Genomic DNA, 14,112 nt, shown 5'->3' with positions numbered 1-14,112 from the left:
AATTTGTTTGAATGAGACAATGTTAAGAAATTGTGACACTATCTATCAGTCGTTGAGCATTCAGTTTAAAGGAGTGGAAGTTGTGATTAGTCAATTGTCATGGAAGATCGGCGGACAACAAGGTGAGGGTGTCGAGAGTACGGACCGGATTTTTTCGACCGCACTTAACCGTTTGGGGTATTATTTGTACGGATACCGTCATTTCTCATCAAGAATCAAGGGCGGTCATACGAACAATAAGATCCGCATCAGCACTACACCAATGCGAGCCATCTCAGACGATTTGGATATTCTGGTTGCGTTTGACCAAGAGAGCATTGATTTGAACGTACACGAGCTTCGTCCAGGCGGTGTAGTTGTTGCTGACGCGAAGTTTAACCCAACAATACCTGAAGGTACGAATGCACGATTGTTCCCGGTTCCGATTACAGCAATTGCTGAAGAATTGGGTACTTCCCTAATGAAGAACATGGTTGCTTCTGGTGCATCCTGGGCATTGCTCGGATTGCCTCTGGAAGTTTTCAATAAAGCAGTAGAAGAAGAGTTCGGCCGCAAGGGTCCTGCTGTTGTAGAGAAAAATATCGAAGCAGTTTCCAAGGGCTCAAGCTTCGTGCTTGATCTTGCTGGCGGTCCTATCAAAGAACTGGAATTAGCGGCTGCAGACGGAGAGCAAAAGCTATTTATGATAGGTAATGATGCAATTGGACTTGGTGCACTTGCAGCCGGTTGCCGATTCATGCCTGCTTATCCAATTACTCCAGCATCGGAGATTATGGAATACTTAATCAAGCGTCTTCCTAAGTTTGGTGGAACCGTTATCCAAACCGAGGATGAGATCGCAGCAGTTACAATGTCTATCGGTGCTAACTATGGCGGAGTACGCACGATGACTGCTTCTGCAGGACCTGGTCTATCACTTATGATGGAAGCTATCGGCCTGGCAGGAATGACAGAAACACCTGTTGTAATCGTGAACACTCAACGCGGGGGTCCAAGTACGGGCTTGCCTACCAAGCAGGAGCAGAGTGACTTGAATGCCATGGTTTACGGTACTCACGGCGAGATTCCTAAGGTTGTTATTGCGCCTAGCACAATCGAAGAGTGTTTCTATGATATGATTGAAGCTTTCAATATCGCAGATCAATATCAAGTGCCGGTTATCGTGATGACGGATCTGCAATTGTCGCTAGGGAAGCAATCCTCCGATTTGCTGGACTATAACAAAATCGTTATTGATCGCGGCAACATTGTAACGGATCTTCCTGAGCTAGTGGATGGCAAATTGTTCAAGCGTTATGAGCTTACTGAGAACGGTGTTTCTCCACGTGTTATCCCAGGCGTTAAGGGTGGTCTGCACCACGTAACAGGCGTTGAGCATGACGAGACAGGCCGTCCTTCCGAGAGCCCGATCAACCGTAAGAACATGATGGACAAACGCCTTAAGAAACTTAATGATGTTCACACGAAGCTCACGAATCCTATTAAAGTAGACGCTCCTCATGATCAACCGGATCTGCTCATTATCGGTATGGGTTCCATCGGTGGAACAATTGATGAAGCAAGAATTCGCTTGACTAATGATGGCATTTCTACTAACCATATCACGGTTCGATTGATTCACCCGTTCCCAACCGATCTGCTTGCTCCTTATATTGAAAAGGCGAAGAAGGTAATCGTGATTGAGAACAACGCTACAGGTCAACTTGCCGATCAGATCAAGCTGCATGTAGGGCATGCTGACAAAATCAAGAACATGCTGAAATATGATGGTACTCCATTCTTGCCTTCGGAAATTCACAATGAGTGTAAGGAGCTGAAATAGAGATGGCAACATTAAAAGATTTTAGAAATAATGTTAAACCGAACTGGTGCCCAGGCTGTGGCGACTTCGCTGTCCAAGCAGCGATCCAACGTGCAGCGGCCAATGTCGGTCTTGAACCAGAGAACTTGGCTGTTATTTCCGGTATTGGTTGCTCCGGCCGAATCTCTGGATATATTAACTGCTATGGCTTCCATGGTATTCATGGTCGGTCATTGCCTATCGCTCAAGGGGTTAAGATGGCGAACCGTGAATTGACGGTAATCGCATCAGGCGGCGACGGAGATGGCTTCGCGATCGGGATGGGCCATACGGTTCATGCGATTCGCCGTAACATCGACATGTCCTACATCGTAATGGATAACCAAATCTATGGCTTGACTAAAGGACAGAACTCTCCGCGCAGTGCCAAAGGCTTCATTAACTCGAAGTATACACCGCAAGGTTCAATTGAAACTGAGCTGGCACCTTTGGAAATGGCTTTAGCGGCTGGGGCTACATTCGTAGCTCAATCGTTCTCTAGCAACCTGAAGCAAATGACTATGATCATTGAAGAAGGCATGAAGCACAAAGGCTTCTCGATGATTAACATCTTCAGCCCTTGTGTCACGTTCAACAAGTTCAACACTTACGAGTGGTTTAAAGAAAACATTGTAGATTTGGATGAAATTCCAGGGTATGATTCTTCTAACCGCGTGCAAGCGATGACCAAGTTGATGGAAACGAACGGTATGCTTACGGGGATCATTTATCAGAACAAAGAAAAATTAAGCTATGAACAGCAGGTTCCAGGATTCAGAGAGGAATCCCTATCGAAACAAAACTTGCAATTGAGCGAAGCCGATTTCGGAAAATTGGTTGCTGAGTTCAAATAAATGAAAAAGGAAAAGGCATGTGAGCTGTCTCGCATGTCTTTTTTCATACAGATAGGGTAATCCATTCATGGAGGGTTTGGGGATGCAGGAACGGAACGACGATACCAAGTCACAAGAGAGAATTGTGCCGATCGGGGTTTCAGCACGTCATATTCACTTGTGCCGCGAACATCTGGATCTACTATTCGGGCATGGCTATTCACTTAGTCCTCTGAAGCCGCTCAGTCAACCTGGCCAATATGCAGCTGCGGAGACTGTAGAAATCCATGGACCGATCGGCAGCTTTGCCAAGGTGCGGATATTAGGTCCCATCAGAAAAAGTACGCAGGTCGAACTTTCACGATCAGATGCATTCCTTTTAGGTATCAAAGCCGCAGTAAGAGAATCGGGAAGACATGATAACACACCTGGCTTACTCGTAATAGGGCCGAAAGGACAGCTTCAATTACAAAGAGGGACTATTATCGCCGCACGTCATCTGCACCTTCATACATCAGAAGCGGCAATATGGGGGATTCGTAATAAAGATAGGCTGGTTGTGCGTCTTCATGGTGATCGACCGATTATTCTAGAGGATGTAATTGCCAGGGTATCTAACAAATCCGCTCTTGATCTGCACATCGATACGGATGAAGCGAATGCTGCGGGTGTGAAGACTGGGGACAGAGCAACTATTCTTTCCATTATGAACTCACGAAACCAATTCTAGTCAGCCTTATTGTTAACCTTGTAGACATTTTATTTTGCATGGAATAATGGTATACTTTCTTGATAGATGGCCTATCTGGAAGTCTGCATGAAGGGCTGGATAGAAGGAATATGTTCTGGTTAGAAAGAAGGCTCAAACATGACCAAACCAATCAATGAACCCAAAGATTATTCCAAATACTTTGATATGTCAAATGCTAAGGTGCTGCGCGAAGATGAGCATGGTAAGCACATCCGAGTAAATGGCCGTGAAATTCACATTGTCTCTCAGCCTTCTTACAAAGAAGAGAAACGCAGAGGGAAGGAAGACATTCAGGTACTATATGAGAATGGCATCCCTGATGATATGAAGCAGATGGGAGTAGGCAAGCTATATAACATAACGACCTATGGATGCCAAATGAATGAGCATGACACGGAAGTCATGAGAGGGATGCTTGAAGGAATGGGCTATGCCTCCACGGACGACCGTCAAGAGGCGGATATCATCCTGCTTAATACATGCGCCATTCGTGAGAATGCCGAGGACAAGGTGTTCGGTGAGCTTGGTCATCTCAAGCATCTCAAGATCGAGAAGCCGTCGCTTATCCTTGGGGTATGCGGTTGTATGTCGCAGGAAGAATCGGTTGTAAGCCGGATTATGCAAAAGCATTCCTTCGTTGACTTGATCTTCGGTACCCATAACATCCATCGACTGCCATCATTGTTGAAAGAAGCTTATTTCAATAAAGAGATGGTTGTGGAGGTGTGGTCGAAGGAAGGCGATATCATCGAGAATCTTCCTAAGAAGCGTGAGGGTATGAAGGGTTGGGTCAATATTATGTACGGCTGCGATAAGTTCTGCACGTACTGTATTGTTCCTTATACACGAGGCAAGGAGCGGAGTCGACGTCCGCAGGATGTGCTGGCTGAGATTCGTGAGCTTGCAAGGCAGGGCTTCAAGGAAATTACACTGCTTGGTCAGAATGTCAACGCCTACGGGAAAGATTTCAATGATCTGACCTATACATTCGGCGATTTGATGGATGATGTCCGGAAGATTGATATTCCGCGCATCCGGTTTACAACGTCTCACCCGCGTGATTTTGACGATCAGTTGATTGAGGTGCTTGCGAAACGCGGTAATCTGGTTGAACATATTCACCTTCCAGTTCAATCAGGCAGCACGGAAGTACTGAAGAAGATGAGTCGCAAATATTCACGTGAACACTATGTGGAGCTTGTAAGGAAGATCAAACAAGCCATTCCGGATGTAGTTCTGACAACGGACATCATCGTGGGCTTCCCTGGGGAGACGGATGAACAGTTCGAAGAGACGATGTCGCTTGTCCGAGAGATTCGATACGACTCTGCCTACACCTTTATTTATTCACCAAGAGCTGGAACGCCGGCCGCGGATATGGAAGATAATGTGGCTCCAGAAGTGAAAAAAGTGAGGTTAGCTCGTCTGAATCACCTTCTGAACGAAATCGGCCGCGGGCGGAACGAAGAAATACGCGGTGAAATTGTTGAGGTGTTGGTTGAGGGGGAGAGCAAGAATAATCCGGAAATGTTGTCCGGCAGAACAAGAACGAACAAGCTTGTTCACTTCCAAGGTCATGCTGGATTGACTGCCCAATTGGTGCATGTGCGGATCCTGGAACCGCAGACTTGGGTTCTCAAGGGCGAGCTTGTATCGTCCCCTGAACAGGCTCAAGTGGTTTAAACCGTATTCGAAAGAACATAGAATAGATTTGATTAAGGAGTGAGCACATTGTCAACACATGAACATGCTGGACATTCACACAGCCACGATCACGATCATGAAGGTAATTGTAAGATGGAAAAGTTTAACGTGCGCGACTTGATCGTTCGCGATGATATTATGGTGAGAACGAAGGAACTCGCTAACCTGATCTCAACTTCAGATGAGGTAGAGTTTTACCGCAAGGCTGAGAAGCAGATCAAGGATAACAGCGAAGTGCAGGATTTGATCAAGCTGATTAAGAAACGTCAGAAGGAAGCCGTTGCCTTCGAATCATTCCGAAATCAGAAGATGGTGGACAAGATCAATAATGAAATTGAAGAGCTGCAGGATCGATTGGATGGATTTCCAGTTGTGGAACAGTTCAAACAAGCGCAAGAAGACATTAATTATTTGTTGCAGATGATCGTCTCCGTTGTTCGGGAAACCGTGTCGGATAACATTAATCTGGAAGCCGTGTCAGTGGCGGATTCCTCCAAGAACTGCAGCGATTGATCGGTTATGGGAAAGTACAATGTTTCTGTTAAGAGGTTGAACAGAAGCCTTGTACTTTTTTTGTAGATTGGCAATGGGAAGGATTGCTGAGACGTGGGGGGCCCTATATGATCAGGTATATTGTCAATCGTACATCAGGCAACGGGAAGGGAGCCATTCGATGGGCGGAGGTGGAGCGAACCTTACAGGAGGCTGGGGAAGCTTTCGATGTTCGCTATACGGAATACCGCGGGCATGCTACCCTACTTGCGACTGAACTGGCAGCATTGCCTGATACTCGAGCCATAGTCGCTATTGGTGGAGATGGAACTGTGAACGAAGTAGCATGCGGCCTTGTTGGCGGACAGATCCCTATGGGCTGTATTCCTTCAGGCTCCGGGAATGATTTTGCCCGGAGTGTCGGTATTCCGCAAGATTTGAAGAAGGCCATCGCGCGAATTATTGAGGCTCGTCCGATAAAGATTGATGCTGCACGGGTAAATGGCAAAGGTTTTATTATATCTAGCGGAGTCGGGTTTGATGGAGAAGTAGCTCGTGTCACGAACGATGCTTTCTATAAGAGATGGTTGAATCGGGTGCGACTAGGGAGCTTGTCCTATGTAATCTCGGTCCTACGGTTGTTAGTATCCTACAAACCATGCGCAGTCACCATAGAACTTGATGGGAAGACTTATTCCTATAAGGCCGTATGGTTGATCGCAATTGCGAATATGCCCTATTACGGCGGGGGGATGGAGATTTGCCCGGATGCGCGTTTCGATGATGGCCAATTCCAATTATGTGTTGTAGATGGAATTACGAGACTGGAGCTGCTGATGTTTTTCCCACGCGTATTTCGAGGCACCCACACCTCACATCCAGCGGTGCATTTATTGAATGGTTCCCACGTAAGCATTCGCTCCGAGAAGCCCCTTTCAATGCATGCAGACGGGGAATGGGCAGGGACGACACCGGCCATTCTGGATTGGGATCCAACTGGACTGTATATATTATAATTAACAAGCACAGAATCATCCGGTGTGCAGCTGCTACAAACGGGAAGCTCTGTGCTTGGTTCTTTTTGTAGGAAGGAGGAGGGGGAGGAACTTATGAACGAAGCACACATTCCAGATCATCTTCAAGCAGGGTTAAAGATTGTATTTATTGGTTACAACCCGAGCATAATGTCAAGCAAGACCGGTCATCATTATGCCAACCCTAACAATCGTTTCTGGAGAGTGCTTCATTTGGCAGGGATTACTCCAAGGCTTTTCCGATCAGACGAGAACGATGAGATGCTGAGTTTAGGGTACGGCTTCACTAACATAGTAGCTCGTCCAACACGAACGGCTGCAGAGATTACGAAAGAAGAATACATGGAGGGGCGTCTCCTGCTTCGTCAGAAGCTAATGAAATATCGGCCCCAGACAGCCTGTTATGTGGGGAAGGGGGTATATGAGCAATTCAGCGGCAATAAATCTTGTCCATGGGGGCTGCAAAGCACATCCGTTGTTGAGGGGGTAAATGATTTTGTCGCACCGTCTACAAGCGGGCTTGTCCGTATGACTCTACCCGAGTTAGTTGAGATATTCAGAAAGATTTGAACTTCATTCTCTGAATTCGGTTACTTTGTGAACACATCGATCCATATTTTAATGGCAACCACAGTGATCGCAAAAGCCATCAAACGCCTTAGATGAATGGGGTTCATATGACGCCCGAGCGCAGAGCCGATCTGAGCGCCACCTACGCCGCCAATCGCTAGCGCGAGTCCTTGAACCCATGGGAAGTCGGAACCCCATCCTTGGACCATCAGAGCCCCCAGAACTAAAGAAATACCTAATGCCAGACCTGTACCAACCGCTTGCTTAGGCTGAAGTTTGAATACCTTGAGCAAAACGGGCACATATAGAAAGCCTGCGCCTAATCCGAACATCCCCCCCAACGTTCCAATTCCCAATCCGTAGCTTGCACTTAGCAGTTTGTTATGTTTGACTTGTGTATCAATCTGCTCGGGTTTCCAGAACATGGTGAATACAGACACCAAGGAGAGAAGGGCGAATACGAATGTGAGTTCACGGTTGCCTATAATCGACGCTAAGGCTCCTCCGATTACCCCGCCTGCGAAGGATCCTATTCCCATGGAATAGGCGATAACCCGATCGAACAATTGATGCCGATAATAAGAGATCACGCCGGAGAGCATAGAGAAAATCGTATAAATGATCAGCATCCCGCTGATATCATGCATGGTATATGTATGATCGAACAGTGGCGGAATGAGGATCAACAGAAAGACAAGAATGATCCCCCCGCCCACTGACATCATTCCTGTTAATATGCCGCCTATTAGTCCGATCAAGATTAAAATGGAGAACATTTCGTTTGACATCCTTTCCGAATGGCTCATGTTGGCAAAAAAATCTCATATTCGAATTCTGATTGGTACATGATATAGAGGAGCAAGCTCTGATTATTTTGCGGAAGGGAATCCTCATGCTCGACATGATCATGCCATATTGTTTAGCTTTTCTGGTTGGCGGAGCTATTTGTGTTTGCGGGCAGTTGATAATAGATGTCGGCAGATTGCAACCTGCGCATATGACAACTACTTTGGTCGTTATCGGTGCTATTCTGGACGGGCTTGGTTATTATGAGCCGATGATCGAATTCGCAGGGGCAGGGGTGACCGTTCCCTCGATGTCTTTTGGTAATTCACTTGTTCACGGCGCGTTATCGGAGCTTGACCGTTACGGCTATATAGGCATTCTGACCGGTATGTTCGAGGTGACAAGCGGCGGTATATCGGCAGCGATTATCTTTTCATTTCTGGCTGCTTTATTCATAAAGCCTAAGGGCTGACTCTGATCTTTTGTTATCGCTATGAAACTCAGAAAGAGGGCTCTTCCTAGGGAGGGCCCTCTTTAGCGTACGGAGATTGACAAGTCACACTTTTCCCGTTGCGAATTGCACGAGTATACTAACCAGAGCGACCGTAAACCAGACGATCAATCCGAGTAGAATAGGTTTGAACCCCGTTTTGACCATTTGTCGAAAATCAGCATTCATCCCGATGGCTGTAAGCGCCATGACGATCATAAACTTGCCGATATGACTAATATAGGGCAGACTCCAGGCAGGGATAATGCCCATTGTATTGAGGAATGATGCTACAAGAAACCATAGAATGAACCAAGGGAATATTTTACTGAACTGAACATTGAGCTCCAAGCCTGCCGCATTAGCCTCCTGCTTTTTCTTATAGGCAATAAATATTGCAAAGATGAGACAAATAGGGATAATCATAGTTGTTCTAGCCAACTTCACAATCGTAGCATAAGCACCTGCATCGTTACCGAAAATATAACCCGCTGCTACGACGGACGAGGTATCGTTGATCGCGGTGCCCGCCCAAAGGCCGAAGCCGTCTTGAGATAACCCAAGCCAGTGGCCGAGTGCAGGAAAGAGCAGGACGGCAATGATATTGAACAGGAATATTGTAGAGATGGAGTAGGCAATGTCCAGCTCTTTTGCTTCAATAATGGGTGATACAGCAGCAATTGCCGATCCGCCGCATATTGCAGTTCCCACCCCGATCAGGCTTTGCAAATGGAGCGGAACACCCATTAACCGGCCGATGCCATAAGCAGCTATGAATGCTGCCATAAGGGAGATCAGCATAACAGATAGCGACTCTAACCCGGTTTTCCACACTTGGGTCAAGCTCAACCCCGCACCCAGAAATATAATCGCCCATTGCAGCACTTTTTTAGAAGAAAATAGAATCCCTTTCAGGGAGTAAGCCGGTTTCCCATACTTATAATTGATGAGGATGCCGAAAACGATCCCGAATACAGGTCCTCCGATAAGCGGGATAAGAGTCCCCAGAAAGGCTGCTATCGCAGCAGGGATAAGAACGAAAAGAAGCCCTGGGCCGTACGATCGAAACCAATTCATATGAAGTGACCCCTTAATAGATCGAATGATATGGCATTATCATAATTGTCGGTTCTCCTTTAAGTCAAATTAGAATAACTTATTATGTATATAACGTTATATTATTTTGAACAATCCTGCAATATTCGTTTACCACTACTTGTTGAACACAAAAAAACCAGGCAGTTAGCCTGGTTATTAATAGATGTGAATGTTATTTATAGTTTTTAACGTATAGGAGGGCAGCAGCGCCAAGTCCAATAACTACAGGTGCGACATGGTGAAAGGCTACCGAAAGAAGGACACCGAGTAAGATGGTTGCTGTATATTTTAACTGCCGCGGACCGGAATGGCCCCAGTAGGTGAGTGCATCGATTTGCTGTCCCGCTTGATGGAGCTCAGAACCACATTTGGCACAGGTGAAATTTTCGGGAAGAGCTTTATTATGGCATTGTGGGCATTGTTCTAACATAAGGATCACCACATTTCAAATTAATCATAGTAAGCGGGTAGGAATTGTTATATTTTTATCATAATCGGTTTTTGGGTATTTATCAAGTGTGTTTTACAAAAAAAAACCACCGAAACTTCTATTAACCGATTATCGGTACAGAAGTCGATGGTTATAGTATGCCCAAATTTATCATGATGCGATCAAGAAGACTCATATTTTCATTTCACGTATTCCATTCATCATGGATATTCCGGTCGGAATACTGATTGTAAATTCACTCGTATCTGAGCGCAAGTATATTTTTGTATGCTCTACAGGTTTATTATCAGAACCCAGTGAAGTACGGGACAAGCAAAGGATAGGCTCACCATGCTCGATCTTCAGCGTCTCTGCTTGCTCTTTGTTTGCCGGGAATGCTCGAATGGCCAACTGGGCCAGGCTCAGCTCGTAACTGGAAATTTGCGTCAACATCGTATATCCGGAATTTTGTTCGGCGATTTCCCAAGTAATGGTTTTGGCCATCTCAACGGGCAGGTACACATGGCTGAACGCATAGATGTCGTCTTGGCGCAAGTAAATTCGTTTGAAGAACAAGGTGCGATTAAAGGATTCGCCCATCTGCTGGGACAGTTCGGTTGGTGTATCAATTACCCTCATTTCAATCAACTTCGCTTCAAAGTCTTTCGCGATCATCGAATCATAGAAGCCTGCCAGATTACCTAAATCCTGATTGAGCAGGGAGTCAGCGACAAACGTTCCTTTTCCTTGCTTCCGTACAACTAACCCTTTCTCATGCAGGGAGTTGATAGCGAGCCTTGCTGTTACTCGACTTACCTGATACATCTCCATGAGTTCAACTTCTGTCGGTATTTTATTGTCAGGCTTAAGCTCACCGGACTTGATTTTATCTTCTAGCAAATTGGCAATTTGCGTATACATGCTGATTGGACTTTGCCGATCGATCAATACAATCACCCCTAGCACAATAATTCGTACGATATTTCATACATTATATAACACTTTATTATTAAAAAACAGGATTGACGGGTAATGAATATAACAATATAATACGTATTAAGATAAGAAATTCAAATTATATTATTATGAATTTAACCAATAGGTGGTGTCCAAACGGTGGGGGATGTTGTAATTAAGGTATTGCGTTATCTTCCCGATAAGGAAGAGGAAGCAAGATATGACCGATTTGTTGTAGATGCGAAGAAGAACATGACAGTCCTTGACGCGCTGTTCCTTATACTCACGGAGCAGGATCCATCTATCTCGTTCCGATGTTCCTGCAGAGTAGGGATGTGCGGATCCTGCGGCATGATTATGAATAATAAGGAAGGGCTTGCATGCCGAACCAAGATAGAGAAGCTCGGTTCGGAAATCACAGTACGGCCCTTGCGGAACATGCCGATCGTCAAAGACCTTGTTGTCAATATGGACAAATTTTTCAAGCAATGGCAGCGGATTAAGCCGTACTTTGTGCCGAGGGACGTTGAGACTGAAGACTTCGCTCAGATCGCTCCAGATTCACCTTCACGCGGGATTATATCCAAGAGCTCGGACTGTATAACATGCGGCGCTTGCTATTCGGCTTGTACGCTTGTCTCTCTGGATGACAGCTATATTGGTCCTGCTGCTTTGAATCGTGCTTATACATTAGTGCAAGACGAGCGCGATAACGCTACAAAAGAACGTTTGAATGTAGCAGCTGGGGAAGATGGTGTACTACGCTGCCATACTCTATTCAACTGCATGGAAGTATGTCCCAAAGATATCGTACCGACATGGTCCATTCAGAAACTGAAGACAAAAGCGGTAGCTTCTGCATTAAAGGGAGGCGGGGAATGATGGAACACGTAACCTGCGATATTCTTATACTCGGCAGCGGCGGTGCAGGTCTGCTTGCCGCGCATCATGCCTATGATAAGAATCCGAACTTGAACATCATAGTATCCGTCAAGGGACTTGTAGGCAAAAGCGGCTGCACGCGTATGGTGCAAGGGGGCTATAATGTTGTCCTGAATCCGAATGATTCCGTTGATATGCACTTTAAAGATACGTTGAAGGGCGGAGGAATGATCAACAATCAGGAGCTTGCCTGGACGTTGGTCAACGATGCACCCAAACGAATCCGCGAGCTTGAGCTTAAGATGGGGTGTTTCTTCGATCGGAACCCGGACGGAACCATTCACCAGAAGGCATTCGCCGGACAATCATTCGATCGAACCGTGCATAAGGGAGATTTGACTGGCATCGAGATTATCAACCGTCTGCGTGACCAGCTATATGCCAAGGAAGGTGTAACATGCTGGGATGAAGTGCGTGGAGTCGATCTTCTGTTCGACGAGAGTAAGGGACAAGTAGTCGGCTGTCTGATGGTTAATATCCGAACGGGCACGTTCATCGTTGTTGAAGCACTTGCGGTAATCATCGGAACTGGAGGCGGAGCTTCCATGTACAAAATCGCTGCACCGTCCCTGGAGAAATCCGCTGACGGGATGGCCATGGCTTACCGGATCGGGGCAGAGTTCGTTGACATGGAAATGATGCAGTTCCATCCTACCGGCCTCCTCGCTGAGAATTCCCGCATGAACGGGGGCGTATTGGAGGAAGGTCTGCGCGGAGCGGGTGGTTATCTATACAACTCTCTTGGTGAACGGTTCATGAAGAACTACGATCCAGAGCGTATGGAACGTTCTACCCGTGATCGAGTCGCAAGGGCAGCTTATCAGGAAATAATGGCTGGCCGCGGGACGGCGCTCGGCGGTGTGATGATCGACGTGTCACATCTGGGGCGGAAGAACGTGCTGCGCATGTTTCCTGGAATGGTCGACAGATGTAAAGACGTCGGTAGAGATTTGAGTGTTGAGCCCGTTGAGGTATCCCCGACAGGACATTTCCATATGGGCGGTGTTCGAATCGATAAAGACTGCTTCAGCGGAATCCCGGGGCTTTTTGTGGCGGGTGAGGATGCAGGAGGTATTCATGGTGCGAACCGGCTTGGCGGTAACGGAGTAGCAGATTCAACTGTGTTCGGCGCAAGAGCTGGAGACGCTGCAGCGGATTATGTTACACAAATTCGCAGAGGCACTGTATCTGAAGCGCAAGTGGGACACATCATGGATGACCTCAATAAGCCGTTGCGGAGGGAGCGGGGAGAGAATCCGTTCCAACTGCGGAAGGAGCTTAGCTTGATCGTATGGGAGAAGGTCGGATTGGTTCGCAACGGAGCAGACCTGAAACTCGGACTGAGCATGATTGAAGAGCTGGCGGAACGTCTGGAACGTTGCAGTGTTACGCAACCGTTACAATATAATCTCGCCTGGCAAGAGGTCCATAATGTGAAGAACATGATTCAAATCGCCAAAATGATAGCAGTTGCTGCCATCAACCGGACGGAAAGCCGAGGTTCACATTTCCGGACGGACTACGCAATTACCGACAATATAAATTGGTACAAAAACATTTTTATGAAAAAAGGCAGCGGAGACGAATTAGAACTCGACATAAAAGCGGTGGAGTTCACCCATAAGTCGCCGGAAGAAATATTGGGCGATGAGGCAAGAGCAACCGTGGCAGCAAGCTAATAAAAAGGAAGCTTCGCAATCTGGTGCGCTGTACGCTTCGAAACACTTTAAGGAGAGAATACAATGGCCGAACCGCAAATTCGTATCAAAAACGGCGAGATGCTTCAGGATATTGCCACAGATGTGGCGAAAATTGATGTGCTGCGGCGTCATTCAGTCGGCATGAAGGCATGGCTTGTTCATCGCATTACTGGGGTAGGACTGCTCCTCTATTTGCTGGCTCATATTGGCACAATGGGAACTGCCATGTTTCTGGGCGATGCTGCTTTCGAGAGAGTATTTGAGATCTTATTTCATACCAGAATTTTTCAGATCTTCGATATCCTTGTTCTTGCCGCGCTGCTGCTGCATGCACTGAACGGAATTCGCCTGATCGTGATGGATGTTGGTTTTCTTGTACGGAAGCAGAAGCTATTATTCACGATCGCTATGATCGTTTCGGCTGCACTGTTCATTTGGTTGCTATCCAGATAAGGGCGAGATGAATAGATGGAAGGGAAAGGAGG

At 46.5% G+C, this 14,112-nt stretch carries 14 protein-coding genes; 11 read left to right on the top strand and 3 right to left on the bottom strand.

Annotated features, from left to right (window positions below; translation table 11 throughout):
* Positions 1 to 82: 82 nt before the first annotated feature.
* From AC58QD_RS01965 to AC58QD_RS01935, 7 genes are all read left to right on the top strand, one after another.
* On the top strand, positions 83 to 1,822 hold the full coding sequence (locus tag AC58QD_RS01965; RefSeq protein WP_497329443.1) for a 2-oxoacid:acceptor oxidoreductase subunit alpha: 1,740 nt from the start codon (positions 83 to 85) through the stop codon (positions 1,820 to 1,822).
* A gap of 2 nt (positions 1,823 to 1,824) precedes the next feature.
* On the top strand, positions 1,825 to 2,694 hold the full coding sequence (locus AC58QD_RS01960; RefSeq protein WP_497329441.1) for a 2-oxoacid:ferredoxin oxidoreductase subunit beta: 870 nt from the start codon (positions 1,825 to 1,827) through the stop codon (positions 2,692 to 2,694).
* Positions 2,695 to 2,776: 82 nt separating this feature from the next.
* Complete coding sequence (gene pduL, locus AC58QD_RS01955) at positions 2,777 to 3,403, top strand: phosphate propanoyltransferase (RefSeq protein WP_497329439.1); 627 nt, start codon at positions 2,777 to 2,779, stop codon at positions 3,401 to 3,403.
* A 138-nt stretch (positions 3,404 to 3,541) separates the two neighbouring features.
* Complete coding sequence (gene miaB / locus AC58QD_RS01950) at positions 3,542 to 5,107, top strand: tRNA (N6-isopentenyl adenosine(37)-C2)-methylthiotransferase MiaB (protein ID WP_497329437.1); 1,566 nt, start codon at positions 3,542 to 3,544, stop codon at positions 5,105 to 5,107.
* Positions 5,108 to 5,155: 48 nt separating this feature from the next.
* Entirely contained in the window at positions 5,156 to 5,641 is a 486-nt protein-coding gene (locus tag AC58QD_RS01945; RefSeq protein ID WP_497329435.1) for a YlbF/YmcA family competence regulator, read from the top strand.
* Between the two features lie 107 nt (positions 5,642 to 5,748).
* Positions 5,749 to 6,636 (top strand): diacylglycerol/lipid kinase family protein, encoded by an 888-nt coding sequence (locus AC58QD_RS01940; protein WP_497329433.1) that lies wholly within the window; start codon positions 5,749 to 5,751, stop codon positions 6,634 to 6,636.
* Positions 6,637 to 6,729: 93 nt separating this feature from the next.
* Positions 6,730 to 7,224 (top strand): mismatch-specific DNA-glycosylase, encoded by a 495-nt coding sequence (locus AC58QD_RS01935; protein ID WP_497329431.1) that lies wholly within the window; start codon positions 6,730 to 6,732, stop codon positions 7,222 to 7,224.
* 20 nt (positions 7,225 to 7,244) lie between these two features.
* Here AC58QD_RS01935 and AC58QD_RS01930 read toward each other — a convergent pair whose 3' ends face one another.
* Entirely contained in the window at positions 7,245 to 8,000 is a 756-nt protein-coding gene (locus tag AC58QD_RS01930) for a sulfite exporter TauE/SafE family protein (protein ID WP_497329429.1), read from the bottom strand.
* Between the two features lie 131 nt (positions 8,001 to 8,131).
* Between AC58QD_RS01930 and spoVAE the strand changes: the two genes are divergently transcribed.
* Positions 8,132 to 8,482: a stage V sporulation protein AE gene (gene spoVAE / locus AC58QD_RS01925; protein ID WP_497330050.1), complete on the top strand. Its 351-nt coding sequence runs from the start codon at positions 8,132 to 8,134 to the stop codon at positions 8,480 to 8,482.
* Positions 8,483 to 8,566: 84 nt separating this feature from the next.
* On the opposite strand, the gene AC58QD_RS01920 is transcribed toward spoVAE, so the two are convergent.
* Both AC58QD_RS01920 and AC58QD_RS01915 read right to left on the bottom strand, forming a co-directional pair.
* A complete protein-coding gene (locus tag AC58QD_RS01920; protein WP_497329427.1) occupies positions 8,567 to 9,577 on the bottom strand; it encodes a YeiH family protein in 1,011 nt (336 codons plus the stop codon).
* Between the two features lie 643 nt (positions 9,578 to 10,220).
* A complete protein-coding gene (locus AC58QD_RS01915; protein WP_497329425.1) occupies positions 10,221 to 10,976 on the bottom strand; it encodes a GntR family transcriptional regulator in 756 nt (251 codons plus the stop codon).
* A gap of 168 nt (positions 10,977 to 11,144) precedes the next feature.
* Between AC58QD_RS01915 and AC58QD_RS01910 the strand changes: the two genes are divergently transcribed.
* The 3 genes from AC58QD_RS01910 (at position 11,145) to sdhC (ending at position 14,080) form a co-directional block, all read left to right on the top strand.
* Positions 11,145 to 11,867 (top strand): succinate dehydrogenase/fumarate reductase iron-sulfur subunit, encoded by a 723-nt coding sequence (locus AC58QD_RS01910; protein ID WP_497329423.1) that lies wholly within the window; start codon positions 11,145 to 11,147, stop codon positions 11,865 to 11,867.
* The gene (locus AC58QD_RS01905) at positions 11,864 to 13,606 is read left to right on the top strand and encodes an FAD-binding protein (RefSeq protein ID WP_497329421.1); all 1,743 of its coding nucleotides are present in this window, start codon (positions 11,864 to 11,866) and stop codon (positions 13,604 to 13,606) included. Before AC58QD_RS01910 ends, AC58QD_RS01905 begins: the two co-directional genes overlap by 4 nt.
* Positions 13,607 to 13,669: 63 nt before the next feature.
* Positions 13,670 to 14,080 (top strand): succinate dehydrogenase, cytochrome b556 subunit, encoded by a 411-nt coding sequence (gene sdhC, locus AC58QD_RS01900; RefSeq protein ID WP_497329419.1) that lies wholly within the window; start codon positions 13,670 to 13,672, stop codon positions 14,078 to 14,080.
* Positions 14,081 to 14,112 lie beyond the last annotated feature (32 nt).

It is taken from the genome of Paenibacillus sp. J2R1T-4 (assembly GCF_059692235.1).
The sequence above is the reverse complement of the archived record's forward strand: the minus strand, read 5'-3'. Positions and strand labels throughout refer to the sequence as shown.

Coding starts and splice junctions, on each gene's coding strand:
- sdhC (WP_497329419.1), top strand. CDS start 13,670: ATGGCCGAACCGCAAATTCGTATCAAAAACGGCGAGATGCTTCAGGAT.
- AC58QD_RS01940 (WP_497329433.1), top strand. CDS start 5,749: ATGATCAGGTATATTGTCAATCGTACATCAGGCAACGGGAAGGGAGCC.
- AC58QD_RS01960 (WP_497329441.1), top strand. CDS start 1,825: ATGGCAACATTAAAAGATTTTAGAAATAATGTTAAACCGAACTGGTGC.
- AC58QD_RS01920 (WP_497329427.1), bottom strand. CDS start 9,577: ATGAATTGGTTTCGATCGTACGGCCCAGGGCTTCTTTTCGTTCTTATC.
- spoVAE (WP_497330050.1), top strand. CDS start 8,132: ATGCCATATTGTTTAGCTTTTCTGGTTGGCGGAGCTATTTGTGTTTGC.
- AC58QD_RS01935 (WP_497329431.1), top strand. CDS start 6,730: ATGAACGAAGCACACATTCCAGATCATCTTCAAGCAGGGTTAAAGATT.
- AC58QD_RS01930 (WP_497329429.1), bottom strand. CDS start 8,000: ATGTTCTCCATTTTAATCTTGATCGGACTAATAGGCGGCATATTAACA.
- miaB (WP_497329437.1), top strand. CDS start 3,542: ATGACCAAACCAATCAATGAACCCAAAGATTATTCCAAATACTTTGAT.
- AC58QD_RS01905 (WP_497329421.1), top strand. CDS start 11,864: ATGATGGAACACGTAACCTGCGATATTCTTATACTCGGCAGCGGCGGT.
- pduL (WP_497329439.1), top strand. CDS start 2,777: ATGCAGGAACGGAACGACGATACCAAGTCACAAGAGAGAATTGTGCCG.